Origin of the sequence: Pseudomonas sp. B21-036, from assembly GCF_024748925.1 — a bacterium.
Lineage (GTDB): Bacteria > Pseudomonadota > Gammaproteobacteria > Pseudomonadales > Pseudomonadaceae > Aquipseudomonas > Aquipseudomonas palmensis.
This window is the reverse complement of the sequence record NZ_CP087178.1, coordinates 1,229,447-1,253,862: the sequence shown is the minus strand read 5'-3', so window position 1 is coordinate 1,253,862 and position 24,416 is coordinate 1,229,447. Positions and strand designations below refer to the sequence as shown.

The window sequence follows — 24,416 nt, the reverse complement described above, 5'->3', positions numbered from 1 at the left end:
TCCTGTTGTTCGCAGAGTGAAGGTCACACAGCTGCGGTAACGATGATTTCCACGAGCATGTCGGGGGCACCCAGCAGGGCCTGGCAAGTGGCGCGGGTGGGCGCGCAGCCATGCGGTACCCACGCATCCCAGGCCTCGTTCATGCCCTGGAAGTCGGTGGCGATGTCCTTGAGCCAGATCTGCGCAGTGAGCAGTCGGGTGCTGTCACTGCCGACAGAAGCGAGCAACGCGTCGATGCGCTTGAGAATCTCGGTCGTCTGGGCCTTGATATCGCCACTTCGCTCGGCGGCGACAACCCCGGCAAAGTAGGCGGTGCCCGCATGCACGACAATGCGGCTCATGCGGGCGTTGGTCTGGTGGCGCGTGATGGCGTTGTTCATGGTCATCTCCTGGGGTGTGAGTAGGTCAGAAACGGCTGATCGAAAAGGGCAACAAGTCGCGTTGGGCATCGACAGACCCTGACATGGCCAGAGCCAGCAAGCGTCCCGTGCCCGCCGATCCGGTCAACCCGAGGTGGCCGTGGCCGAACGCGCACCACAGGCCCGTGTGCCCGGGAAGCTCGCCAATCACCGGAAGCGAATCGGGGAGACACGGACGGTGGCCCATCCACTCGGTGGCAGCACGAATGTCCAGGCCTGGAAGCCCTGCCTTGGCGTGAGCGGCGAGCAACTGCGCGCGAGGGCTGCTTGGCGCTCGCTGCAGGCCGCCGAACTCGACGGTGCCGGCAACCCGCAGCCCTTGCTGCATGGGCGTCATGAACACCTTGCGGTCTGCGAGAACCACGATGCGCTGAAGCTCCACGCCGCCGTGGGGAAAACGCAGGTGGTAGCCGCGTTGTGTTTCCAGCGGAACCTTCACCCCCAGCGGGCGCAGCAGTTGAGCAGACCAGGCACCTGCAGCGACAACCACCTGCACCGCACAGTAGTCCCCGGACTGGGCGCCAACGCGCCAGCCGCTGGTATCCCGTGCCAGGCGTTGCACTCGATCGCGGATGAACCTCACGCCGCGCGTCTTCAGATGCTCTGCAATGACTGTGGCGTAGCGCTGCGGCTCCCGGACCCACAGCTGATCGGGCAGGTAGTAGCCGGTTTGATAGATCGGCCCGAGCGCAGGCTCCAGCGCTCGGATCTCTTCGCCCGTGACATGCCGGGCGTCGAGCCCATGCTGTTTTTTCAGGGCCCAGCCGGCGTTGTCTTTCTCCAGGCTGGCCTGATCGGGGTAAAGGTGCAGTTGACCCGTTTCCGCGATCAGTTCACGGCAGCCAGCCTTGGCGGCGATGGCCTTGTGCTGGGTTGTCGCATCCCCCAGCAATGCATGCAGGGCCTGGGCAATCTGCGCAACCCTGGCCGGTCGCGAGGCGGCAACAAAGCGCGCCATCCACGGCGCCACCGTGAGCAGGTAACTGGCGGGAAGGTACAACGGCCCCGTGGGGTCGAGCAACATGCGCGGCGCCTGCTTCAACACGCCGGGCATGGCCAGGGGGGCCACGGCACCGGAGGCAATCGAGCCGGCGTTGCCGGACGAGCACTCCGCCCCCGGAGCACCGGGATCGATGACGGTTACCGAAACGCCCGTCGCAAGCAGATGGTAGGCGGTACACAGGCCGACTATTCCGGCGCCGATGACGATCGCTTCGGGTTTGCGAGCTTGAGTAGTGGGCATCTTGTACAGGGCTCTTGATGGATGAGTCCCCGAGAGGATGCAGAGCCTGTACCGAATCTGATATCAATGTATCGCACAGCAATACGAGCAAACTCGAGTGTGATATTTCACAACGGTGTGAGCGGTTAGACTTGCTTCGTCAGGCAGCCCCCTCGGCGGGCCATTTTTCACCGTTACGCCCCAATTCAGTGCTCGGCACGCCACTGCTGCACCACGTTGGTCTGGAGAGTTTCATGGAGCCAAACGAGTCCCCCCTGTTTGTCCAGGCCCTGGCCACCGGCCTCGGCGTCCTCGATGCATTCACGGCCGAACGGCCGACGATGAACCTGAAAGAAATTTCAGAAGCTGCGGGTGTTACCAAAAGTGCGGCTCAGCGCTTCACTCATACCCTGGTCACATTGGGCCTGTTACGAAAAGACGCAGCATCCAAGCGCTACTCGCTGTCGCCTCGCACCCTGGATACCGGCTACCGCTACCTACAGGCGCACGTGCTGCTGGAGCGAGCCAACCCTTACCTGCTGGACCTGAACCGCCAGACCGGCGAGACGGTCAACCTGGCCGAACGCGATGGGCACGAGATGGTGTACATCGGGCGATTCCCCAGCCCGCATCGCGCCGTCGTGCACATGCCCGTCGGTAGGCGACTGCCGATCTTCTGCTCGTCGGCAGGCCGCGCCTTTCTCTCGGCGCTGCCCGATGAGCAGATCAGGCACATTCTCACCGGTGTGGATCGGCCCAGATTCACACCGCACACGATTACCGACGTCGAAACGCTAACGAGCATCATCGCCAAGGTTCGGGAGACTGGCTTCGCCTACAGCATCGAGGAGTTCTACCTCAGCGACCTGGCCTTTGCCGTGCCGGTGTACAACATTCGTGGCGAGGCGGTGGCGGCGGTGAACCTGTCGGTGTCGACGGCCTACTGGAGCTTCGAGCGAGCGGTTGCGGAGCTTGTGCCGAAGCTGATCCACACCGCCAGGATGATCTCCACGACGCCGCCTACCTTCCGTGCGATGGAGCCGTTCCAGATCGGCTATGGCAAGGTGCGGGATGTTCCTTATGACAAGCCGTGAATGAAGCGCATGGTGCAGATGCCGCCAGCCAGAAAGCCAAAAGCCCGCTATTAGGCGGGCTTTTGGCTTTCTGGCTGGCGGGTGCCGGTCAGTTCAGGGCGTGCATCATTCCCACTCGATCATCAACAGGCCGCGTAGGTCCGCGTAAGTAAAGGGATTAGCTGTGATCAACATGGAGCCTTACCGTCGCCTCTACCGTCAAAACCACACATCTCTTGCTGAAGCGGGAGATGGAGCGCTCTGCGAGGGAGCAACACTTTCGGGCTGATTGTCAATCGAGCTTCATCTTAGCTCAGCGCAGACTGCCTGAGAACTCTTGGTCCATCCCGTGTACGTGTCCTGCTGCCCCTTCGTTATAAATGTCCACCTACGCCCTTAAATTTTTCAATAAAAGCAGCGATCTTTTGAAAAACATCTTGCTTTTTTTTGAGATACTTCGGGTTAAGCGGACTCATTTTTGGCAGAATGGAATTAAGCTCAGTTCCATTATCGCTGGCAAACTCTCTTTTCAGTGAAGTGGCGATGTAACGTTTGGTCGCATCTTCATTCAGTTCCTCGTCACTGATCAGCTCTTGCGCCTCGCGCTGCTGCTCTGATTGGGCGAAATTGAAAAAGGCATCGATCACGTTAGCCTTGTCACCAATGCGGTCCAGATCGGTCTGATTGATGAAGTCAACCACCAGACTTTCCTTGGCGCGGTTACCTAGGCTGGCGCGAATCACCCGGCGCATCTCCTCGACCAGGGAGGCCTTGTCTTTGACCTTCTTGTTCTTCTCGAAGATCAGTTCCAAGATGTAATCTAAATTGATTTCCTGCGACCTTAGCAGATCTACCTCAAACACCACGTCATCCCAGTCGATGGTGGACTCGCTTTTCTCGTTGCCTATTTTCTCACGTCGCAACCAATCGCGAATATCGTTGTAGGTGGAGCGATAGTCCTGAATCTTGCGCTCGGCTAGCAAGCAGATACCCTGTAACTCAGCAAGCTTCTCGTCATCCAGATGGTGATCGGCCTTGAACGCCTCTACAGCCTGCGGGTCGTTCATGTCAACGTTTTGCAAGGCCTTCAGACTGGCATACTCATCGTAGTTCTGAAGCACGTTTTCCACGCGCAGATATTCGCCGAACAACTTGGCGAAGGCCTTTTTGTCGGACTCCTTGACGATGCTGGAGGCGTCGGGGAAGCGTTGCTCCAGCTCAGTCACCACATCCACGAAACCGCGCCGCGCCTCCCCGGTCAGCGCATCAGTGAAGCCCTCCATGTACTCCTTGTAGCTCTTCTCCAGTACCACGTTGCGCGTGTTTTTGTCACCGAACAGCGTGATGGCATCGATGGTGGCCTGTTCCAGATCACGGAATGTGACGATGTTGCCAAAGGTCTTGGTGGCATCAAAGATGCGGTTGGTGCGCGAATAAGACTGAATCAGGCCGTGATAGCGCAGATTCTTGTCCACGAATAGGGTATTTAGCGTCGGCGCATCGAAGCCTGTCAGGAACATGCCAACCACGATCAACAGATCGATTTCCTGCCCTTTAACGCGCTTGGCCAGGTCGCGGTAATAGTTCTGGAAGCCCTTGGTGTCCACGCCGAAATTGCTTTTAAATAGGGCGTTGTAGTCGCCAATTGCAGCGCTTAAAAACTCCTTGGCACTGCTGTCCATCGCGGACACTTCAAAACTCTCATCCACGATCTCGCCAATGGCGTCCTGCTCTTCATTGGGAGTGAACGAAAAGATAGTGGCGATCTTCAACGGCTTGTCACTGCTTTCCTGCAGCTTCTTAAGCGACTCGTAATACGCCTTGGCGGCATCGACACTACTCACTGCAAACATGGCGTTGAAGCCCTTGCCTCCCCCCAGCAGGCGATGGGTTTTCTGGCGGAAATGCTTCAGAACATACTGCGAGATTTCTCGGATGCGCGTGGGGTGCAGCAAGGCCTGGCGGTTTTCTGCGGCGCTGAGCATCTTCTCGTCCTGCTCGGTTTCGAGGGCTTTGAACTGCGGACGCACGTCATTGTAATCCACCTTGAATTTGAGCACTTTTTCATCGCGGATGGCATCGGTGATGACGTATGAATGCAGCTCCCGGCCGAACACGCTGGCGGTGGTGTCCGCGCCCAGTGCATTTTTCGGAAAGATGGGCGTACCGGTGAAACCGAACTGGTAGAACTTCCTGAATTTCTTCTTCAGGTTCTTCTGCGCCTCACCGAACTGGCTACGGTGGCACTCGTCGAAAATAAACACTACCTGCTGGTTGTACACCGGCAGGTCACCTTCGCTCTTCATCAGGTTGTTGAGCTTCTGGATTGTGGTGACGATGATCTTGTTGTCATCCTTGTCCAGATTGCGCTTGAGCCCGGCGGTGCTCTCCGAGCCATTCACACTATCGGGCGAAAAACGCTGGTATTCCTTCATGGTCTGGTAATCCAGATCCTTGCGGTCCACCACGAAGAACACCTTGTCGATGAAGTCCAGCTCAGTAGCTAGGCGCGCCGCCTTGAAGCTGGTCAGGGTCTTGCCTGACCCGGTGGTGTGCCAGATATAACCGCCGCCCTCGGTACTATTCCAGCGCTTGGCCTGATAGGCACTCCTAATCTTCCACAGGATGCGCTCGGTTGCGGCAATCTGGTACGGGCGCATCACCAGCAGGGTGTTACTGACATCGAACACCGAATAGGTCAGCAACACATCGAGCAGGGTGCGCCTCTGGAAGAAGGTCGCCGTGAAGTCCTTCAGGTCCTTGATTGGGCTGTTGTCAGCCTGAGCCCAGTTCATGGTGAAGTCGAAGCTATGCTTGTTGCGTTGCGTGGTGTTGGCGAAGTAGCGCGTATCCGTGCCGTTGGAGATGACGAACAGCTGCAGATACTTAAATAGCGAATGCTCGGTATTGAAGCTTTCCTTGCTGTAGCGGTGCACCTGATTGAAAGCTTCGCGAATCGCCACGCCGCGTCTTTTCAGCTCGACCTGCACCAGCGGCAGGCCGTTCACCAAAATCGTTACGTCATAGCGATTGGCCTGGCTGCCAGCCTGCTCGAACTGCTTGATGATCTGCAGCTTGTTGCGGGCGAGGTTCCTCTTGTCCAGCAGGTAGATATTCTGGATGCGCCCATCATCGAATACGAAGTCATGGACATGGTCGTCGTGAATCTTACGGGTCTTGTCGACGATGCTGTCGCTCGGCTTGTCCAGCCAGCTTTCCACGAAGCGCGCCCACTCACCGTCCAAAAACTCAACGTTATTGAGAGACTGTAACTGCATTCGCACATTGGCCAGCATCGCCTCGGCGTTTTTTAGGCCAACTGAGAGCTCATAGCCCTGATTGACCAGATCCTGGATGAACTCGCGCTCCAGATCACCTTCGCTCTGGTAGCTCTCAGAGACCTTCCATTCCTTGGTGTATTTGTCGAGGACGATGAAGTTGTTCGACTCGGCTATGGTCTTAAAATCAGTCATTGCTTGGGATGCCCCCGTTGCCCTGTGCGAGCTCGATTTTAATTTCCGCTACCGTCGGCTGGTTCAGCAACTCGGCATTCACCGCCAGTACCGCACGGCTCTGAGATGTCTCGATAGGCTGCTTGATGGTGGCCAGCACTTGTCGGCAACCGCGGTGGCGGGTGATCTCACTCATACCTTGCCACTCCCTAGGTTCACAACAATAGAAATCATCATGCCATCACGCACCAAGCGCCTCTTCTTGCTGCCAATAGCCATAGTTGGCGACCAGATGATCCAGCAGGAATTTGACCGTCTGCTTCTCCTGCAGGGTTGGCTCGGTGACGCTCTCGTTGGACAGCGTGCTGTGGCTGGTGAATTGAATAATGCGGTTCAGGTAGGCCAGCTTGTCGTCAGGCAAAAGTCCTGACCACTGTGGGTACCCCAGAAAACTGGCGGTTTTCTCATAGAGATTGCGCAGCAGGGTGAAGTGATAGCGCTGTACCTGGTCAGAAGCAATCGCTTGCTCAAGGACCTGCCTCAGATGGAGGTGATAAGAAAAGCTCTTGTTGGAATCGCCATACTTGACGCTCAGATCAAAGGTGCCGTCTTCAAGACGGTCCAGAAAATAGCAGCCCTCTTTCTTGCCACCTTTTTTGAGATCAAGCTCATTGTGTAGCACGTTGTAGAAAAGCGGGCTGTGGGTGGTGATGACGAACTTCAGATCGGCAGGACTGGCCTTGATAAGCCCTGACAGATTGACCGCCAATTCGATGAGATGGTTTTCATCCAGCGAACTAACCGGGTCATCAATGAATACATATTCCAACTGATCGAACTCTCGCGTTTCGCGGTCTTCCGGCTCTGGCACATTGCGCGTACTAATGACCTGATCAAGTAGCGTATAAAAGATGCTCCAGATGAAATTGCTCTCTTCGCCCTTGGAGATCTTTAGGTTTCCGGAGGTTTCGTCATTCCCCCGTTCAAGCGAAAAAGTGACCTCCGAAAAGTCCTCGCTGAAATGCGGGGTCAGCTTGTCACTAGTGTAGTGCTGGAAATAGCGGACGATGTTGCCGTCCTGCCCCAGGTCCCGGAGTATCGCGAGCAGCCAGTCCGTGAATGAGTTGGGCTGGATCCGTAGTCTGGGCTGCGCATCCAGCGCCAAGTCGTTATCCCAATAGAACAAGTCTTCGGTAAAGGCGTTGAAGTATAGGATTTTGCTGCGCGACAAAGCTGGTGGATCAGCCGCCTCCTCACCCTCCCCCTTGGGTGCAACCAAATGCTTGAACTCGCGCGACAGGCGCGTCTTGCCGGTTCCGTTGAAGGCGTAGATCAGTTGCACCTTCCTGTTGGCGTCTTTCAGTTGCCGGGCAATCTCGGTCAGCGTCTTGCTCATATTAAGCCGCCACCTCTTCCGGTTTGGGGAAGCCCAGCAGCAGGTCGCGATAGTACTCGTATTGCTTCTGGCGCAGTTCGATCTCGCGGGGCAAGCCATCGCTGATGGAGTTGGTGAGGGTGTCGAACTTGTCCAGAATAGCGACGATGCGGGCCTGTTCCGCAAGCGATCTTTCGTGATCGTCGGGGTATGGAACAGGGATCCGTACTTCTTTTTTAATACCCTCGATGAGTATGCGTTTAACTTTCCCACTAGACACATGCTTCGTCTTCTGGGTATTGAATGAAGCTGTTTGCATCGCGTAGGAGATGTACTTTGGATTCATTGAGTGGCGAAAAGCGTAGCTATCGTCGTGAATGGCCACACTCTGGGTTCCTAGCCACGCAACAGCCTTGCCTACATCTTCCACAGTTTCGCCAACACCGGCAATGACAACATCACCCGGCTCCGCATAGCGCAGCGAACCAGCCATGTCATCTCGAACCTTTGAAAATGCGTGGTCCGCCCACACACCATATCGGGTATAAATTTCACCGTAGTGGATGACGCGGATGCCTTCTTCGACGTAATCAGCCTTGGTAAATCGCTTCCCACGAATGAACTCACCAATATCCCCCAGCGCCTTCCACTCCACCTCCCCTTCCATCTCGTTAAAACTCAGCAACTGGTCGCGATAGTAGTTGTACTGTCTTTTGCGCGTGGCCAGCTCGGCGGTCAGCTCGGCGGTCAGCTCGGTAAATGTATCCAGTATGCGGACGATTTCGGCCTGAATTTCGAGCGATTTTTTTGGGTTACCCGGGCAAGGAACAGGGATAGCGTAATTCATGATTGCAGCCTTGCTTCCGCGCGGCATCTTGGCGCCTCTGGCATGCTGCATGTTGTACGCGAAGAACTCGTCTGACGACAGAAAGTAGTAGAGAAAGCTTGGTTCAATTATCCCTTTGAATCTATCTGATATCCTTATCGCCAGGACATCACCACTACAGCCGCCCGAATTAGTTGCCTTCCAGACCTTCTTAAGGTACGGGCGGATATTTCCCAGGAGAATATCCCCGGGCTCGTACGCCGCCAAACGCTCGGTATTGGGTAAATAACTCGCGTCAATACGGCCACCTTTTTCTGAAACAAGATTGTCTACCCCTACGAATGAGGACGCATCAAGCTCTGCAGCATTGATGCGCGTCGACGAATACTCTGCAATCTGTGCAAGCGTTTTCCACTCCACGCCCCCCCCATCCAGCAGCGTCTCCAACAGACTTACTCTGCTCATGCCTCTAGCCCCTCACCTTCAATCTCAGCGACGATGGCATCAATCTCAGCCCTAAGCTGGGTAATCCGGATGACTGTGTTTTTCAGCTCAGCATTGAGCTGGGCAATGTTCACAACTTCACGGGTGTCCCTGGCCTCCACATAACTGCTGACAGATAGGTTGTAATCGTTGGCGGCCACCTTTTCCAACAGCACGGATCGGGCGAAGTGATCCACATTCTCCTTGCTGTCGAACACCTGCATGATCCGCTCGATATGCGCGTCTTCCAGCAAGTTGTTGTTGGTGCCCTTCTTGAACAGCGCGCTGGCGTCAATGAACTGTGTGGTGGTGTCCAGCTTGTGCTTGGACAGTACTAGGATGTTGACGGCGATGGTGGTACCGAAGAACAGGTTGGGCGCCAGCGAGATCACCGTTTCCACGTAGTTGTTGTCCACCAGATATTGACGGATCTTCTGCTCGGCGCCTCCGCGGTAGAAAATTCCGGGAAAGCAAACGATGGCGGCGCGTCCTTTAGCAGAAAGGTAGCTGAGCGCATGCAGCACGAAGGCGAAGTCCGCCTTGGATTTGGGCGCCAGTACGCCGGCCGGCGCAAAGCGGTCGTCATTGATCAGCGTGGGATCGTCACTGCCGATCCACTTCACCGAGTATGGTGGGTTGGAAACGATGGCATCAAAGGGTTTGTCATCACCAAAGTGCGGATGGCGCAGCGTGTCGCCCAACTGGATGTTGAACTTGTCGTAGTTGATGTTGTGCAGAAACATGTTCATCCGCGCCAGATTGTAGGTAGTGTGGTTCACCTCTTGACCGAAGAATCCATCCTCGATGACGTGAGCATCGAAGTGCTTTTTGGCTTGCAGCAACAGCGAGCCGGAGCCGCAGGCCGGATCGTAGATCTTGTTGACGCTGGTCTGCTTGTGCATGGCCAGTTGGGCGATCAGCTTGGAAACATGCTGCGGGGTGAAGAATTCGCCACCGGACTTGCCGGCATTGGCGGCGTAATTGGAGATGAGATACTCGTAGGCGTCGCCGAACAGGTCGATATGGCTGGCATCGAAGCTGCCAAACTCCAGCTTACTCACCCCCTTGAGTACATCCGCCAAGCGCTTGTTCTTGTCAGCGACCGTATTGCCCAGGCGGTTGCTGGTGGTGTCGAAGTCGGCGAACAGGCCTTTAATGTCGAGCTCTGAGGGGTAACCATTAGCAGAGCTCTCTATAGCGGCAAAGATGCGCGCCAAATCGGTGTTCAGACTGTCGTTAATGCTAGCCTTGGCGGCCACATTGCTGAACAACTGGCTGGGATAGATGAAATATCCCTTGGTTTTGATGGCGTCGTCTTTGGCAGCGGCTATCAGCGGCTCGCCATCGTCCATGGCGGCGTAATCGACCGACCCATCGCCGCCGGTGATGTAGTCAACGAAGTTCTCGCTGATGAAGCGATAGAATAAGGTGCCGAGCACGTACTGCTTGAAATCCCAGCCGTCGACTGCGCCACGCACGTCATTGGCAATGCCCCAGATCTGACGTTGCAGGGCGGCACGTTGTTGGGCACTGGTCATACGGTTTTCCTATTTGAACGGGTCTGGCCCAGATGTGAAATACGAGCCAGAAGAAATTATGTGTTTCGGCAGCAGATGAACCGCGATCTCGATAAACGACCACGTCGCCGCTCAGAACAAATGCAAGACTAACTGATCAGTTTCTTATTAATCTGTCGGTACGTACAGTTCTGCTAGTCCAGAGTCCCACGTAGGCGTGCGTTATCAGCAAGCCAGCAGCGTTTCCATTGAAGCATTCGATAAATTGCTCAGTAGATGCCACTAGCTACCCCCATGGCGTCAAGCAGGCCAATACAGCCGCTTCAACGGAATGACTCGTTTGGTCTCGGCGTCGGTGGCGTCGTAGTGCTCGACAAGTGCGCGGACCACATGGTCCAGTGTCCACATCGCCAGCGGTATAGAGGCGCGGTCGGCTTCGTATTGCGCGTCTTTAGTAAAACCGCCAGTACTGACGTACAGCCCGCGATCATCCTTGTGGCGGCCACCAAGAAAGCTGCGAATTTCTTGGCTACCCATCTGCCCCTTACGGTGCTTGACCTCCACGACGATACGCGGGTGCTCGAAACCAAAGCCGTCAGGCGAGGCAACGATGTCCTTGCCACGGTCTGAACCAGGTGGAGAGACTTGGGTCTTGTAGCCCATGGCGCGCAAGATACCGGCGACCAATTGCTGCATGTCATCCCAGTCAAGTTCGTGAACTCGGTCCTTGATGCGCTCCAGCGCCTGCAAGTCGATATCGGCTAGCGGATCGGCGGTGATTCCCTCAGCTTCATCTTCCAATGCAGGCGCAGGTTTACCCTTCAGCGCAGCCAGCACTTCGGCTGCAGCGTTGGACGGCACCTCGAACAGGGTCAGGGTTGAACCAAGGCTGTTTTTAGTGCTCGTGCCCAAGTTATCGCGCGGCAGTTCCTGCGTTTGCCACTGCACATTTCGCACCAGCGGCATGCCTTGCTCGCCCCACTCGGTATGATGCTCGGCCGGACCGGTGACCTTGCCAATTGAGTACAGTCGATTAGCGGGCGAATAGGTAACGATCCAATCACCGTCCTGTATGTCATTGACGAACCGCCACACTTGAGATGCGCCAGAGATAATCGTCCCTTGTTTTGCATGGGGTTCGACGGACTGGTACAGAGCGATCAACTGTTTACGTCCGACTCCAGGCTTTGCATGTGCGGCCAACTGATTCCAGCCCACGGCTGCAACGCCGCGCTCCCGAAAAGCCTCGTACAGGCTGCCACCTTCGCCGCGTACCATCCACATCCTGGCCATCGTGCTCCCTCTCATGTTCGTGCCCATCAATCCAACACAACCAAGAATTCGGTCGCCAGTGCAGTCGGTTGGACATCCCTGACATTGCGCTGCAACGAGACGAGGCCGTAATCCGCCATAAGACGCAAGGTGCGCGATAGATTAGGGACTTTACGACCGCTGAGCTCAGCCAGTTCTGTGAGTGACTTCGGATGTTTCTCATGGATTAAGCGCAGCAAGCGCCGGTTGTCGTCTGAGAGTACAGCAGCAAGCGACGCTAACGAACTGAACCAAATCTGCGGCGTCTCACTCCCCGGGCGATGAGGATCCACGCCATCTGGTCGCTGAATGCCAACGATGCACCGCTCCATGTTCAGTCCCGAGATGTGTTTCCGGTCGATTGTATCAGTATGTGATAATCATCGTCGACTTCGAGTCTTCCCCCTGCCCTTGCTAAGCCTTACTTCCCAGGCAGTCTTTTGAATCCGCGGTCCCCGGCCATAAACGCTTCGAGCATGTGAGGGATCAGGGTCGCCGCATCGACCGCCTCCCCGTAGGCGTGCTCGTGCAACGCGGCGTAGCGGTCTAGGTCGTCTTTCAGGCTTGCCGGGCAGGCAAAGGTCAGCTTTGTGGATTCCGTTTTTGTAGCGGCCCGAGCCGCAGCTTGCGCGTCGTCATCGTGAAGTCCCCCTATTGAAGAACAGCGGCTGGTATGGCCGCAACACCAGATCGCGGTTGGCGATGATGCGAACCAGCAGGCCCGGCCGCTCGGTCAGCGTCGGCTGGATGTTCATGTTGCGCCGGGTCATCTCTTGGCCGACCTGATTGATGCTGTCCTGCGCGCTGTCGCGCCCGGCGATGATGATGCGGTCGCCATCCTGGCGATTCTCCGGCGCGGCCAACTCGGCGCCGACGCCCAGCAACGTGGTCAACGCTGCGCCAGCGAAGATGCGGCCCCAGTGGTAGTCCACGTCGTCTTCCAGCCCGGCATAGCCGGCCGGGTCGGCTCCGACCAGGTTGTCGAGCGTGAGCGAAGACGTGTCGGGCAGGATGATCCGGTTCCACACCACCTGCACGCGGCTCTGCCCGTAGCTGACCTGGCTGTTGTAGCGGCCCAGGATGCGCGAACCCTGCGGGATCAGCAGGAAGCGCCCGGTAGCCGTGTCATAGACCGGCTCCGTCACCGTGGCGATCACGTCGCCCGGCAAATCCGACTTGACGCCCGTCACCAGCGCCCCGGCGATGACCGTCCCGGCCATGACCTGATACGGCGAAGCCGGCAGGGTCAGGTTACCGGAATTACGGCTTTCCGTGGTCCCGGCCTTCAGGAACCCCTCTTTCTGGTCTTGCCGGTTCTGCACGGCGGTAGGGTCGGCAGGCTGCGCCGCCGTTGAGGCTGGCCCGGCAGCCATCGGGTCGAACGCCGCATTGGCGGCGAAGCCCGACGCGGCCGCGGCCTGCGACTGCGCCGCTGGCGCGGTCTTCTGCGTGCCCGAGCGGAAGAACACGGAAGATGCCGCAGCGGCTTCGGCTTCCTTGCGCATCGCATCGTTTGGGTCGTGGCCGGGGGGCGCGTAGCCGGCCGTCACCGGCTGCTGCGACTTCACGATGGCCGGGCCGAGATCGCCCGGCAGCGGCGGCCCCAGCTCGGGAACAGCGGGCGGCAGCTTGGAGTAGTCCGCCGGCAGCGCATCCAGCCGTTCGGACTTGGAGACGCGATCGACGTTGTAAAGCTCGGTCTGCTCACCCACGCCGCGCCGCGCCGGCTGGAGCGACCAGATCGTGGCCCCGAGCACGGCGACCGACAGTCCGCCAACGAGGGTGGCCAGCGTGCGCCGGTTCAGGCGCGTGACCGGACGCGGCTGGGCGCGCAACGCCACCGTCTCGGGCGCGATCTTGCCCGCCGCCTGCGAGGCGGCAAGGTCGGGCGTGTCGTCCTGGCTCATGGTCAATTCCTCCGCGCCACGCCGTCAGTGCGCTCGATCCGCACCATGTCACCACCATCGCCACCCAAGCGCAGTTCGGCTGCGCCGAAGAGTCGATCCACGATGTAGTACGGCGAGCGGAATCGGTAATTGACGAGCTGGCCATCACCCTGCGCGCCGATGACGAACAGCGGCGGCAGTTCGCCTTGGGCGATGCCAGGTGGAAACTGGATATAGACCTTCTCGCCATCATCGAAGGCCCGCTGCGGCTTCCATGGCGGATTGCTGCCGCTGATCGCGTAGCGGAAGCGGATCTTCTCCAGCGCCAGGCCGGTATCGACCGGCGCGGCGGCGCTGGCCGCCTGCGACTGGCGCTGCAAGGCCAGCATCCGATCCTTGGGATAGTCCCAGGACACCGAGGCCATCCATGCCTTTTCCGTCGAGGTCAGTTCCAGCAGGTATGTCCTACGGCTGGTGGTAATGACCAGATTGGTTTTCAGGCCCGAACGAATGGGCTTGACCAGCACATTGACGCGCAGCGCCTCGCCGCTGCCGCTGGACGTGTCGCCGACGATCCAGCGCACGGTATCGCCAGCGGCGACGGTGACAAGTTCCTCGCCAGGCTGGAGCGACACCACGGTGACGCGCCCCGGCGCCGCATAGACCTGATACAGCGCGCCGTCGCTGTACGGCCACACCTGAATCGCATTGACGTAGCCCTCGCGCGTGGGCGCGATGCGTGCCTCGGCATTGGCGCGCGAGACGCGCACTTTCTCGTCGGCCGGCTCCGGCACGGTCGCTGCCTCGTCCAGCTCCGGCAGCGGCTTCAACTGCGCCGGCAGCGCCAGCGGCTCGGGCACGGCGACGACTTCGACCGGCTTGGGCGGCTCGGGCAGCGGCTGCGCCTGCACCGGCTCATCGAGCGAGATTGACGGCGGCGGCTTACCTTGCGAGGCGCAGCCCAGCAATGACGACGTGATGGCCGCGAACATCAACACGAAAGCGTAAAAGCGGAAAGGCAGGTTCATGGCTTGGCTCCTTCGGAAGAATCCAGTTCGCGGCTCCACGACAGGCCGTTGACGTAGATCCCCAGCGGGTTCTTGCGCAGGCGCTGTTCGGTGCGCGGGGTTTGCAGGACGGTGGAAAGCACGGCGTTCCAGCGTTCGGTGCCCGTGGGCGCGCCATTGACGAACCGCTGTTCTGTCCAGCGGACGTTGAACGAGGCGTCGCTCGCGCGCGTGACGCTGGTGATCTGCACCGTCACCGATTCGCGACCGACGCGGGCGAACGGGTCGTTCTTGCTCGCGTAGTCGTTGAGCACGGCCGCGCCCTTGTCGGTGGTGTAGTCATAGGCATCGAGCCAGTTCTGCCGCACCACGATGGGGTCGATGGACAGCGAGCGCACCAGCGTCACGAAGCGCGCCAGGTGGTGCGCGATCTGCGCATCGGCGGGCCGATACGGCGTGGCGGCCTCACCCACGGTACGCACCTGGCCGGATTGATCGACTTCGATGACGTAGGGAGTCACGACGGACTGCGCCGAGCGCCACACCAAACCGCCGGCCATCAGCAGCGCGAGCGTGAGGCCCCCGAAGGCCATCAGCCGCCAGTTCTTCGCCTGCACGCGGGCCGAGCCGATGCGCTCGTCCCACACCTGGGCGGCGGATTGATACGGGGTGGCAGGCTGCGGCGTATCGGCATAGCGCACCTGCGGTCGTTTGAATCGCATGGTCAGTTCTCCTTGTGAATCGCTTTAGTCGTCGGAGCCGCGCAGGCTCGGGCCTTGCCCGGAGCCGCCGCCATCGCCGCCGCGCAACGTGTGTGCGGCAGTGGTCGCGGCATGGGTGATCTGCTGGCGGCGGTGCATCCGCTTGGCCCAGGCTGGCTGCTCTTGCTTCTGCGAGCTGGCGGCGCTGTCTGCCGCCGCCTGGCCGGAGCCAGCCGCACCGGATGCAGCACCGCTACCGGCCTCTGTGCCGTTCCATCCAGCACGGAAAGCGCCGGTCATCTTCTGCGCTGCGCCGGACGCCCCGGATGCGGCGCTGCGCCCGGCAGACTGCGCGCCGGTCTTGGCGACATTGCCCAAGCCGGCCATCGCGCCCTTGGCGCCGCCGCCCGCAGCGGCGGAACCGGCCTGGAACGCGGAGCGTGCGCTACCAGCCGCCGAGGTGGCGGCACGCGCACCGGCCCCGGCCAGCTTGGCGGCCGCAGGCGCCATGCGTGCGCCAGCGACCACGGCACTGCCCACGCCGGTTGCAGCGGCACCGATGGCAACGGCCGTGCCGGCGGCACCGACCGCAGCACCCGCAAGGGCGCCTGCGCCGAGCTGGGACGCACCGGATACCAGGCCGGTGGCGATGCCCGGCCCGTAGATACCCAGCGCCAAAAGCGCGAGCGAGGCCAGCATCACGACTAGGGCGTGGTCGATGGAGGGTTCGGCGGGGTGAACCTGGAACTCTGCGAAGAGGCCCGAGCCGATGCCGACGATGACGGCCAGCACCAAGACCTTGATGCCCGACGACACCACGTTGCCGAGCACCTTTTCGGCGAGAAACGAGGTCTTGTTCCACAAGGCGAACGGCACCAGCACGAAGCCTGCGAGCGTGGTCAGCTTGAACTCGATCAGCGTGATGAAAAGCTGGATCGCCAGCACGAAGAAACACAGGATGACGGTGAGCCAGGCGAGGAACATCACCACGATGGGGTCGATGTTCACGAAGACTTCGGGGAAGCCCGCCATGTCGCCGATCTGCTCCAGAATCGGTGCGCCCGCGTCGATACCCGTCTTAGCCAGCCGGCCCGGCTGAAGAAAGTTCTCCATCGTCATGGCCGAGCCGGTGGCCGTTAGGCCTAGGCCGGCGAACGAGCGGAAGACGATGCCGGCCAGCCAGTTGAAGTTGCCGATGATGTAGGCGAAGGCACCGACGTAGAGCACCTTGCGCAGCAGCTTGGCGATCACGTCCTCGCCCTGGCCAGTGGCGTGGCTCATGGCCCAATACAAACCCGCAATCGTCATGTCGATGACAATCAGCGTGGCCGTCAGGAACGCCACTTCACTTTGCAGCAGGCCGAAACCCGAGTCGATGTAGCGCGAGAACGTATCGAGGAAGCGGTCGATGATGGTCACGTCGTTCATGGCGCGTCCTCTCCAATGGGTTCATCGAAGCTCGCCGGAATCGGCGGCAGCTCGGCCAGCGTCCGGTATTCATCCGGCCCTGCCTGGCCGGAGAAGAAGCGCCGCCGGAAGGCTTCGGCGGCGGCGCGGCAGTCGTCTTCGCCCACGGCCTGCCGGTCGTCCGCGCACTGCGCACGCAACGCCTTGAGCCGCACGGGATCGGCGGTTAAGGCATCGGCCAGGCACTCGGCCGACTGCTGGCCGCAAGCGGTCAGTAGCACGGCCAGCAGCGAAACCGACAAGACGGGAGCGCATCGCATGGCCGCCTCCGTCAGTTGTTGTAGAAACTTATGGACTGCGGCGTGTACGGCGTGCCGCTGCCCAGGAAGCGCCGCCGCACTTCGCGGGCGCGCTCGGTGGCCGCCGCCTGCCGCGCCAGTTCCAGCGAGGCCGAGCGGTCTTGCGTGATCTGGAGCTGCTGGGACTGGATGGACTGCTTGGCCTGCAAGGCAAGAAGCTGGTTGGTCGCCTGCTGCGCCTGCAAGGCGCCGGTGGCGGACTGGCTCTGGCTGACCAGATCGGCCAGTGCGCTTTCGTCTTGGGCCAGGTTCTGCGACACCTGCGCCTGCATCCGCATCGCGGTATGCAAACCATCGAGCGTGTTCTTCCAGCGCTCGCGGGCGTCTTGCGCCATGCGGTCGCCGCTGATGGTTGCGGCGTACTGCTCCGGGTACAGACGGGCGAACGTGGCATCCATGCTCTGCACGTCGTAGGCCAGTCCCTGCGCCTCGGCGATCAGGCGTTCGGTAGTGGCCAGCGTGGAGCGCAGCCGGTTGACGATGTTGAAATCCAGACTCGCGAGATTGCGCGCCTGGTTCATCAACATCTGCGCCTCGTTCTGCAGCTGATTGATCTGGTTGTTGATTTGCTCCAGCGTGCGGATGGCAGTGAGCGTGTTCTGCACCAAGTTGACGGGATCAACGAAGGTCAGCGCCACCGCCGGCTGGGTAAGCACCAGCGAGCCGGCCAGCGCGGCGGCGAGCGAAGCGGAAAGCACACGGGTCTTCATGGCGAAATCTCCAGTGATTGGGAGTTGAGGAACGAAGCCGCCCCAGGCGAGGACGGCAGCAGGTCAGCGGCCCAGTCGAGGCCGCGATGGCGCAGCCACGCGCCGGCGAAGCCGAGAGCGCCGGCCTGCATCAGCACGCGATCGATGTCGCGTTGGTCTTGCGGTGTGGACGCGCCCGTGAAGGCGAGCGCGGCCGGCCCCAGGTCGAGGTCGAACAGGCGATTGCCGAGACGCGATTGGTAGTAGTAGTCGCGCTTGGGCTGGGCGGTGGCGACGATTTCGATTTGCCGGTTGTTGAGGCCGAAGCCCTCGTAGATCTTGCGAATCTGCGGTTCGGTCGCCTGCGGGTTGGGTAAGAAAATCCGACTCGGGCAGCTCTCGATGATTGCGGGCGCAATGCTCGAATCCTTGATGTCCGCCAGACTCTGCGTGGCGAAGATCACGGACACGTTTTTCTTGCGCAGCGTCTTCAACCATTGGCGAATGCGCGCGGCAAAAGACGGCTCATCGAGGAACAGCCACGCCTCATCCAGAATCAGCAGCGTGGGTGCGCCATCGAAACGCTCATCGAAGCGGGCGAACAGATAGCGCAGCACCGCTTGCACGGCGGCGGGGCTGTGCATCAGTTCTTCCATCTCGAAGCCCTGCACGTCACCGAAGCCGAGACGATCGGTGTCCGCGTCCAGCAGCTTGCCGTGCGCGCCACCGAGCACATAGGGTGCGAGTGCCTGCCGTAGCGCGTTCGATTGCAGCAGTACCGAGAACCCGGTCAACGTGCGCTGCTCGACCGGAGCACCGGCCAAGCTGCCCAGCGCCGACCAGATGACCGCCTTCTCGTCGGGGCCGACGGCCACGCCTTCATGCAGCAGCCGGCCTTCCACCCATTCGGCCGCCCAGGAGCGATAGCTTTCCCGGTCGATACGCGCGAGTGGCTGGAAGGCAATGCCGCCATCGGCACCCAGGTCGTAGTGCTCGCCGCCCAGGCCCAGGATGGTGGCGCGCATCGAGCGGCCCATATCGAAGGCGAACACGCGCGAGCCGCGATAGCGGCGGAATTGCTGCACCAGAATGGCAAGCAACACCGACTTGCCCATGCCAGTCGGGCCGGCCACCAGCGTGTGCCCCACGTCGCCGATGTGCGTCACCAGCCGGAACGGCGTGGCGCCATCGGTGCGGGTGACGATCAACGGCGGGCCGTCCAGGTGGTCGTTCTTCTCCGGCCCGGCCCATACGGCGGACAGCGGCATCATGTGCGCCAGGTTCAGCGTCGAGACGATGGGCTGGCGGACATTCGCGTATGCGTTGCCGGGGATGGACGACAGCCACGCATCCACGGCGTTCAGCGTTTCGGGGATGGTCACGAAACCCCGGCCCTGAATGATGCGCTCCACCATGCGCAGCTTTTCGTCGGCCGCGGACGGATCGGCATCGAGCACCGTCACCGTGGCAGTGAAGTGACCGAAGGCCACCTGATCGCCACCCAGCTCCTGCATCGCGGCGTCCGCGTCGGCCGCCTTGTTGCTGGCGTCGGTATCCACCAGGGGCGATTCCTGCTGAAAGATCGTCTCGCGCAGCAGCGCGATGACGTTCTTGCGCTTGGCGAACCATTGGCGGCGCAGGCGGCCGAGCTCTTTTTCCGCTTCGGCTTTGTCCAGGCAGAGAAAGCGCGTACTCCAGCGGTAGGCGAAGCCGAGGCGGTTGAGGTCGTCCAGCAGGCCCGGCCAGGTCGAGGTCGGAAAGCCACGCACCGACACCACGCGCAGATGCTGGTCCCCCAGCATCGGTGCCAGGCCACCGACCAGCGCGGAGTCGGCCAGCAGCGCGTCGATGTGGAACGGCACCTCCGGCACGGCTACCGGATAGCGCCGCGTCGAAACCGTGGCGTGCAGGTAGGTCAGCGTTTCGGCGTCATCAAGCCAAGCGATTTCCGGCATCACGCCATCGAGCAGGTCGAAGACACGATCGGTTTCTGCCGCGAAGGCATCGAGCCGGCCGCGCCAGTCCACGCCGTCGCCTGGCGCGTTCTCGTAGAGCAGCTTGGCCGCGCGGGCGCGCGATTCCTCGGGCGGCAGGTAAGCCAGCGTCAGGTGATAACCGCTCTCGAAGTGATGCCCCGATTCCTCGAAGGCCGCGCGGCGCTCTTCATCGACCAGCCAGGACAGCGGCTCGGGAAAGTCGGAGTGCGGGTAATCCGCCGCCGGCCGCCGCTCGGCTTCAATGAACAAGGCCCAGCCCGAACCCAGGCGGCGCAGCGCGTTGTTGAGGCGTGCCGACGTCGCGATCAGTTCGCCCTGTGTCGCGCTGTCCAGATCAGGCCCGCGAAAGCGCGCCGTGCGCTGGAAACTGCCATCCTTGTTCAAGACAATGCCCGGCGCGATCAGCCCGGCCCAGGGCAACCAGTCGGCCAGCAACGCAGGCCGCTGGCGGTATTCGGCAAGGTTCAGCATGGCGGCGTCCCCCTACACGTCCAGCAGCGGTTTGTGCTTGATGTGCCGGGCGAAGACCTGCATGAACTGCGGATCGACGCGCGCGCCCCAGACCGCCAGCGAATGGCCGACGATCCAGAGCACCACACCGGGAATCCACAGTTGCAGACCCAGCCCGACGGCGGCAGCCAGCGTGCCGTTGGCAATCGCCACGGTGCGCGGCGCACCGCCCATCAGGATCGGTTCGGTCAGCGAGCGATGCAGCGGCACCTCGAAGCCTGCCGCGAAGGCGTCCGGGGCACTCATACGACGGCCCCGCCGGAGAACGAGAAGAACGACAGGAAGAACGAGGACGCCGCGAACGCGATGGACAGGCCGAACACGATCTGGATCAGCTTGCGAAAGCCCCCGCTGGTATCGCCGAAGGCCAGCGCCAGGCCGGTGGAAATGATGATGATGACCGCGACGATGCGTGCGACCGGCCCCTGGATGGATTCGAGGATCGAGGTCAGCGGGCCTTCCCAGGGCATCGAGGAACCGGAGGCTTTCGCCGTGCCGGCCGTCATCAGCATGATGGCGGCCAGCAGCAGGCCGTGCTGCGCCGGCGCGGCCAGGCGCCGCAGGCGCGCGAAGGCCGAAGCCGGATGTACGGAAATACGGAAAGCATGGATGTGCATCTGCGTCATGGCAGTTCTCCAGAGGGTTCAGGGGACGGGGAAGGAACTGGCGGCAGCTCGGGAAACGGCGTTTCCAGCGCATCCGCCATGCGATAGCCCGCGCCGTCGAAGCCGACGACGCGGGCGATGCTTTCGACGTGGCGCTTGCGGCCACGCCCGGCGATGTGGATGACGACGTTGATGGCTTCGGCGATCAACGCCCGCGGCGGATTCACCGCCACTTCAAGAATCAGTTGCTCCAGGCGCAGCAGCGCGCCCAGCGCGGAACCCGCATGGATGGTGGCGATGCCACCCGGATGGCCGGTGCCCCACACCTTCACCAAGTCCAGGGCTTCGCCGCCGCGCACCTCGCCGACGATCACGCGATCAGGGCGCAGGCGCATCGTGGCGCGCACCAGCTCCTGCATCGACACGACGCCTGCGCGCGTGCGCAGCGGCACATGGTCGCGAGCGGCGCATTGCAGCTCGATGGTGTCTTCGAGCACCAGCACGCGGTCGCCTGTGGCAGCGATTTCCGCGAGCAACGCATTGGCGAGCGTGGTCTTGCCGGTACTGGTGCCGCCGGCGATCAGGATGTTCTGCCGCTCGCGCACGGCGCGGCGCAGGAAGTCCGCCTGGCCGGCAGTCAGGATGCCGTCGGCCACATAGCGATCCAGGCCGATGATGCTCACGGCGCGCTTGCGCAGCGCGAACGCTGGCCCCGGCGCGGCCGGCGGCAAGATGCCCTCGAAACGCTCGCCAGTTTCCGGCAGCTCGGCGGTCAACAGCGGTTGGCCGCGATGCACCTCTGCACCGACGTGGGCGGCCACCAGGCGAATGATGCGTTCGCCATCGGCTTCGGGCAGTTCGACACCCAGCGGCGCGCGACCCATTGAGAGCCGATCGACCCATAGGGTGCGATCAGGGTTGAGCATGATTTCCACCACGTCCGGGTCTTCCAGCGCGGCGGCGATCAGCGGCCCCATTGCCGTGCGCAGCATCTGGATGCGGCGATCCTGTGAAGTGCTGGCCGACGAGCGTGGTTCGGGAGGGGGCTGTGGAACGGCGCTCATGAGGCACGCTCCTGCGCTTCGGCCCGCGCCGCCGCGTCATCCATCCGCATCGGATCGGGATGCAGTTCTTCCACCACATCGCGCACCAGGCTCCGGCCGCGCAGCAAGTGCCTGCCAAGCTGTTCGATGAACTGCTCGAAACGCGCCTTGCCCTGTGCGCGGGCCGCGTCCTGATGCGCCTCGGGCACCGGCGTGCTGACGGTCAGGAAGTAGCGGATGAACAGCGCCAGCGTTTCGATCTGGATGTTCTGGTCGCGCTCCAGGCGCTCGGCCTGCCGCGACAGGCGATCCAGCCGCTTGGCGATGGCGGCCTCGCGTTGGTCGGCCGCGTCCGGCGACAGCCAGGACGCCAGCGCCGCCGCGACGATGCTGGATTTCGAGACGCCTTTCTTGGCGGCAAGTTCCTCCAGCCGCTTGGCATGCTCGTGCTGGATGAACAGATTGAGGCGGTATTGGCTCATAGGTCGATTCCGTCGTTGGGGTCGAGAGAGGCCAGCCGCGCCGTGCGCTGCATGGCCGGATCGAGCTGGCCTGGGAGCGGCAGCGGTAGGTCGTCGTCGTCATCGAGCAGCGCCAGGTCATCGGGCGCATCCAGCTCGGGGTCGTAGGCGACGGATTCGGAGAGTTCGGGTTGGCGGCGCGGGCCGCCGTCATCGGTGCCGCACAGCTCATCGGCGGATGCCGGGACTGATGCGGCGGGCACGGCCGGAATCGCCAGGCCGCTCCAGTCGTCGGCGCGGGCCGGTGGCACGTCGGCGTACTGCCCAGCCGCAAGCTCGGGCGGTGGCAACACGCGCTGCTTGAAATTGGCGTCGGCGTAGTAGCGCAGCTTCTTGGCCTTGATCGGCGCCACGCTGGACACCATCACCACGGATTCATCGGGCGGGAGTTGCATCACTTCGCCAGGGGTGAGCAGCGGCCGGGCGGTTTCCTGCCTCGACACCATGAGATGCCCGAGCCACGGCGCGAGCCGGTGGCCGGCGTAGTTGCGCTGCGCGCGCAGTTCGGTCGCGGTGCCCAGCGTTTCCGAAATGCGTTTGGCGGTGCGTTCGTCGTTGGTGGCGAACGTCACCCGTACATGGCAGTTGTCCAGAATCGAATGGTTCTGGCCGTAGGCTTTGTCGATTTGATTGAGGGACTGCGCGATGAGGAAACTGCGGATGCCATAGCCGGCCATGAAGGCAAGCGCCGTCTCGAAGAAATCGAGCCGGCCAAGCGCCGGGAACTCATCGAGCATCAGCAACAGCTTGTGGCGGCGTTCGATGCCGTCGCTGCCATCGAGCGATTCGGTGAGGCGTCGCCCGATCTGGTTCAAGATGAGCCGGATCAACGGCTTGGTGCGGCTGATGTCGGACGGCGGCACCACCAGGTACAGCGACACAGGGGATTCGGAAGCGATCAGGTCGGCGATGCGCCAGTCGCAGCGCGACGTGACCTCGGCCACGGTCGGATCGCGGTACAAGCCCAAGAAGCTCATCGCGGTGGAGAGCACGCCCGACCGCTCGTTGTCCGACTTGTTGAGCACTTCACGCGCGGCGGACGCGACAACTGGGTGCGATGCATCGCCCAGGTGCTTCGTCGTCATCATCCGATGTAGCGTCAGCTCGAACGGGCACGCCGGGTCGCTGAGGAAGTTGGCGACGCCGCGCAGCGTCTTGTCCTCGCCCGCATAGAGCACATGCAGGATGGCGCCGACCAGCAGCGCATGGCTGGTCTTCTCCCAGTGATTGCGCTTCTCCAGCGCACCTTCTGGATCGACCAGGATGTCGGCAATGTTCTGTACGTCGCGCACTTCATGCGCGCCGCGCCGCACCTCCAGCAGCGGGTTGTATGCGGCCGACTGCGGATCCGTGGGGTTGAACAGCAGGCAATGCGAGAAGCGTGAGCGCCAACCAGCGGTGATCTGCCAGTTCTCGCCCTTGATGTCGTGGATCACTGCCGATGCAGGCCAGGACAGCAAGGTCGGCACCACCAGGCCCACGCCTTTGCCCGAGCGCGTGGGCGCAAACGTCAGGACGTGTTCCGGGCCTTCATGTCGCAGGTACTGTCCGTCATACAAACCGAGAAGGACGCCGGCAGACTGCATCAGTCCGGCCTTGCGAATATCGGCGGTGTTGGCCCAGCGTGCCGATCCATAGGTCGTGACCAGGCGCGATTGCCGCGAACGCCACACCGACATGGCGATGGCGACCACCACGGCGACCAGACCGCTGCCGCCTGCGATCGCGCCGCCTATGTCGAAGACATGCGGCGCGTAAGCATCGAAGAAAAACCACCACTCGAATAGCCGCCAGGGGTGATAGACCGGCGTTCCGAAGAAATCAAACCAGGGCGAGCCAAGGCGTAGTTGGTAGGCCAGCGCGGCGGCTGTCCATTGCGTGGCACTCCACACACCGGCGATCACGATGCTGAAAACAACCGCGATCTGTCCAAACAGCACACCCTGAGCTTGCATTGACTGGCCTCCGATTTCCTCTGCGCTGATTCCTCGTTCACACGCGGCACAAGGACGT

The 24,416-nt window shown here is 61.3% G+C and carries 22 protein-coding genes and 1 pseudogene; 1 reads left to right on the top strand and 22 read right to left on the bottom strand.

Annotated features, from left to right (window positions below):
- Positions 1–23 precede the first annotated feature (23 nt).
- Both LOY33_RS05560 and LOY33_RS05555 read right to left on the bottom strand, forming a co-directional pair.
- Positions 24–380, bottom strand: a complete 357-nt coding sequence (locus LOY33_RS05560; RefSeq protein ID WP_054915065.1) for a RidA family protein — start codon at positions 378–380, stop codon at positions 24–26.
- Between the two features lie 25 nt (positions 381–405).
- Complete coding sequence (locus LOY33_RS05555) at positions 406–1,662, bottom strand: FAD-binding oxidoreductase (protein ID WP_054915066.1); 1,257 nt, start codon at positions 1,660–1,662, stop codon at positions 406–408.
- 233 nt (positions 1,663–1,895) lie between these two features.
- Here LOY33_RS05555 and LOY33_RS05550 point away from each other — a divergent pair, with 233 nt between their 5' ends.
- Positions 1,896–2,735 carry an IclR family transcriptional regulator gene (locus tag LOY33_RS05550; RefSeq protein ID WP_054915067.1) on the top strand — a complete coding sequence of 280 codons (840 nt, stop codon included), beginning with the start codon at positions 1,896–1,898 and terminating at the stop codon, positions 2,733–2,735.
- 353 nt (positions 2,736–3,088) lie between these two features.
- Here the strand turns inward: LOY33_RS05550 and LOY33_RS05545 are convergent, their stop codons facing one another.
- The 20 genes and pseudogenes from LOY33_RS05545 to LOY33_RS05450 form a co-directional block, all read right to left on the bottom strand.
- The gene (locus tag LOY33_RS05545) at positions 3,089–6,187 is read right to left on the bottom strand and encodes a type I restriction endonuclease subunit R (protein WP_258662182.1); all 3,099 of its coding nucleotides are present in this window, start codon (positions 6,185–6,187) and stop codon (positions 3,089–3,091) included.
- On the bottom strand, positions 6,180–6,362 hold the full coding sequence (locus LOY33_RS05540) for a hypothetical protein (RefSeq protein ID WP_258662180.1): 183 nt from the start codon (positions 6,360–6,362) through the stop codon (positions 6,180–6,182). The genes LOY33_RS05545 and LOY33_RS05540 overlap by 8 nt, the downstream gene beginning before the upstream one ends.
- Before the next feature lie 45 nt (positions 6,363–6,407).
- On the bottom strand, positions 6,408–7,562 hold the full coding sequence (locus LOY33_RS05535; RefSeq protein WP_258662178.1) for an AAA family ATPase: 1,155 nt from the start codon (positions 7,560–7,562) through the stop codon (positions 6,408–6,410).
- A gap of 1 nt (position 7,563) precedes the next feature.
- Entirely contained in the window at positions 7,564–8,832 is a 1,269-nt protein-coding gene (locus LOY33_RS05530; protein WP_258662177.1) for a restriction endonuclease subunit S, read from the bottom strand.
- Positions 8,829–10,388: a type I restriction-modification system subunit M gene (locus LOY33_RS05525; RefSeq protein ID WP_258662171.1), complete on the bottom strand. Its 1,560-nt coding sequence runs from the start codon at positions 10,386–10,388 to the stop codon at positions 8,829–8,831. The genes LOY33_RS05530 and LOY33_RS05525 overlap by 4 nt, the downstream gene beginning before the upstream one ends.
- Positions 10,389–10,667: 279 nt before the next feature.
- Complete coding sequence (locus LOY33_RS05520; RefSeq protein WP_258662170.1) at positions 10,668–11,660, bottom strand: restriction endonuclease; 993 nt, start codon at positions 11,658–11,660, stop codon at positions 10,668–10,670.
- A gap of 26 nt (positions 11,661–11,686) precedes the next feature.
- Positions 11,687–12,010, bottom strand: coding sequence for a helix-turn-helix domain-containing protein (locus LOY33_RS05515; RefSeq protein ID WP_258662169.1), 324 nt, complete (start codon positions 12,008–12,010; stop codon positions 11,687–11,689).
- An 89-nt stretch (positions 12,011–12,099) separates the two neighbouring features.
- Positions 12,100–12,317 (bottom strand): annotated as a pseudogene (locus LOY33_RS05510) (DUF2274 domain-containing protein).
- On the bottom strand, positions 12,314–13,585 hold the full coding sequence (locus tag LOY33_RS05505; RefSeq protein WP_258662168.1) for a TrbI/VirB10 family protein: 1,272 nt from the start codon (positions 13,583–13,585) through the stop codon (positions 12,314–12,316). Before LOY33_RS05505 ends, LOY33_RS05510 begins: the two are co-directional and overlap by 4 nt.
- Before the next feature lie 2 nt (positions 13,586–13,587).
- Positions 13,588–14,592, bottom strand: a complete 1,005-nt coding sequence (gene trbG / locus LOY33_RS05500; protein ID WP_408980684.1) for a P-type conjugative transfer protein TrbG — start codon at positions 14,590–14,592, stop codon at positions 13,588–13,590.
- Positions 14,589–15,293 (bottom strand): conjugal transfer protein TrbF, encoded by a 705-nt coding sequence (gene trbF / locus LOY33_RS05495; RefSeq protein WP_258662167.1) that lies wholly within the window; start codon positions 15,291–15,293, stop codon positions 14,589–14,591. Before trbF ends, trbG begins: the two co-directional genes overlap by 4 nt.
- A 24-nt stretch (positions 15,294–15,317) precedes the next feature.
- Positions 15,318–16,700: a P-type conjugative transfer protein TrbL gene (gene trbL, locus LOY33_RS05490; protein ID WP_258662166.1), complete on the bottom strand. Its 1,383-nt coding sequence runs from the start codon at positions 16,698–16,700 to the stop codon at positions 15,318–15,320.
- Positions 16,697–16,999: a hypothetical protein gene (locus LOY33_RS05485; protein WP_258662165.1), complete on the bottom strand. Its 303-nt coding sequence runs from the start codon at positions 16,997–16,999 to the stop codon at positions 16,697–16,699. The genes trbL and LOY33_RS05485 overlap by 4 nt, the downstream gene beginning before the upstream one ends.
- An 11-nt stretch (positions 17,000–17,010) precedes the next feature.
- Complete coding sequence (gene trbJ, locus LOY33_RS05480; protein WP_258662164.1) at positions 17,011–17,748, bottom strand: P-type conjugative transfer protein TrbJ; 738 nt, start codon at positions 17,746–17,748, stop codon at positions 17,011–17,013.
- Entirely contained in the window at positions 17,745–20,195 is a 2,451-nt protein-coding gene (gene trbE, locus LOY33_RS05475; RefSeq protein WP_258662163.1) for a conjugal transfer protein TrbE, read from the bottom strand. Before trbE ends, trbJ begins: the two co-directional genes overlap by 4 nt.
- A gap of 12 nt (positions 20,196–20,207) precedes the next feature.
- Positions 20,208–20,480 carry a VirB3 family type IV secretion system protein gene (locus LOY33_RS05470; RefSeq protein ID WP_258662162.1) on the bottom strand — a complete coding sequence of 91 codons (273 nt, stop codon included), beginning with the start codon at positions 20,478–20,480 and terminating at the stop codon, positions 20,208–20,210.
- On the bottom strand, positions 20,477–20,860 hold the full coding sequence (locus LOY33_RS05465) for a TrbC/VirB2 family protein (RefSeq protein WP_258662161.1): 384 nt from the start codon (positions 20,858–20,860) through the stop codon (positions 20,477–20,479). The genes LOY33_RS05470 and LOY33_RS05465 overlap by 4 nt, the downstream gene beginning before the upstream one ends.
- Complete coding sequence (gene trbB / locus LOY33_RS05460; RefSeq protein ID WP_258662160.1) at positions 20,857–21,903, bottom strand: P-type conjugative transfer ATPase TrbB; 1,047 nt, start codon at positions 21,901–21,903, stop codon at positions 20,857–20,859. The genes LOY33_RS05465 and trbB overlap by 4 nt, the downstream gene beginning before the upstream one ends.
- Complete coding sequence (locus LOY33_RS05455; RefSeq protein ID WP_258662159.1) at positions 21,900–22,364, bottom strand: CopG family transcriptional regulator; 465 nt, start codon at positions 22,362–22,364, stop codon at positions 21,900–21,902. The genes trbB and LOY33_RS05455 overlap by 4 nt, the downstream gene beginning before the upstream one ends.
- Positions 22,361–24,358, bottom strand: a complete 1,998-nt coding sequence (locus LOY33_RS05450) for a conjugal transfer protein TraG (RefSeq protein ID WP_258662158.1) — start codon at positions 24,356–24,358, stop codon at positions 22,361–22,363. Before LOY33_RS05450 ends, LOY33_RS05455 begins: the two co-directional genes overlap by 4 nt.
- Between the last annotated feature and the right edge of the window lie 58 nt (positions 24,359–24,416).

Coding starts and splice junctions, on each gene's coding strand:
- LOY33_RS05560 (WP_054915065.1), bottom strand. CDS start 380: ATGAACAACGCCATCACGCGCCACCAGACCAACGCCCGCATGAGCCGC.
- LOY33_RS05555 (WP_054915066.1), bottom strand. CDS start 1,662: ATGCCCACTACTCAAGCTCGCAAACCCGAAGCGATCGTCATCGGCGCC.
- LOY33_RS05550 (WP_054915067.1), top strand. CDS start 1,896: ATGGAGCCAAACGAGTCCCCCCTGTTTGTCCAGGCCCTGGCCACCGGC.
- LOY33_RS05545 (WP_258662182.1), bottom strand. CDS start 6,187: ATGACTGATTTTAAGACCATAGCCGAGTCGAACAACTTCATCGTCCTC.
- LOY33_RS05540 (WP_258662180.1), bottom strand. CDS start 6,362: ATGAGTGAGATCACCCGCCACCGCGGTTGCCGACAAGTGCTGGCCACC.
- LOY33_RS05535 (WP_258662178.1), bottom strand. CDS start 7,562: ATGAGCAAGACGCTGACCGAGATTGCCCGGCAACTGAAAGACGCCAAC.
- LOY33_RS05530 (WP_258662177.1), bottom strand. CDS start 8,832: ATGAGCAGAGTAAGTCTGTTGGAGACGCTGCTGGATGGGGGGGGCGTG.
- LOY33_RS05525 (WP_258662171.1), bottom strand. CDS start 10,388: ATGACCAGTGCCCAACAACGTGCCGCCCTGCAACGTCAGATCTGGGGC.
- LOY33_RS05520 (WP_258662170.1), bottom strand. CDS start 11,660: ATGGCCAGGATGTGGATGGTACGCGGCGAAGGTGGCAGCCTGTACGAG.
- LOY33_RS05515 (WP_258662169.1), bottom strand. CDS start 12,010: ATGGAGCGGTGCATCGTTGGCATTCAGCGACCAGATGGCGTGGATCCT.
- LOY33_RS05505 (WP_258662168.1), bottom strand. CDS start 13,585: ATGAGCCAGGACGACACGCCCGACCTTGCCGCCTCGCAGGCGGCGGGC.
- trbG (WP_408980684.1), bottom strand. CDS start 14,592: ATGAACCTGCCTTTCCGCTTTTACGCTTTCGTGTTGATGTTCGCGGCC.
- trbF (WP_258662167.1), bottom strand. CDS start 15,293: ATGCGATTCAAACGACCGCAGGTGCGCTATGCCGATACGCCGCAGCCT.
- trbL (WP_258662166.1), bottom strand. CDS start 16,700: ATGAACGACGTGACCATCATCGACCGCTTCCTCGATACGTTCTCGCGC.
- LOY33_RS05485 (WP_258662165.1), bottom strand. CDS start 16,999: ATGCGATGCGCTCCCGTCTTGTCGGTTTCGCTGCTGGCCGTGCTACTG.
- trbJ (WP_258662164.1), bottom strand. CDS start 17,748: ATGAAGACCCGTGTGCTTTCCGCTTCGCTCGCCGCCGCGCTGGCCGGC.
- trbE (WP_258662163.1), bottom strand. CDS start 20,195: ATGCTGAACCTTGCCGAATACCGCCAGCGGCCTGCGTTGCTGGCCGAC.
- LOY33_RS05470 (WP_258662162.1), bottom strand. CDS start 20,480: ATGAGTGCCCCGGACGCCTTCGCGGCAGGCTTCGAGGTGCCGCTGCAT.
- LOY33_RS05465 (WP_258662161.1), bottom strand. CDS start 20,860: ATGACGCAGATGCACATCCATGCTTTCCGTATTTCCGTACATCCGGCT.
- trbB (WP_258662160.1), bottom strand. CDS start 21,903: ATGAGCGCCGTTCCACAGCCCCCTCCCGAACCACGCTCGTCGGCCAGC.
- LOY33_RS05455 (WP_258662159.1), bottom strand. CDS start 22,364: ATGAGCCAATACCGCCTCAATCTGTTCATCCAGCACGAGCATGCCAAG.
- LOY33_RS05450 (WP_258662158.1), bottom strand. CDS start 24,358: ATGCAAGCTCAGGGTGTGCTGTTTGGACAGATCGCGGTTGTTTTCAGC.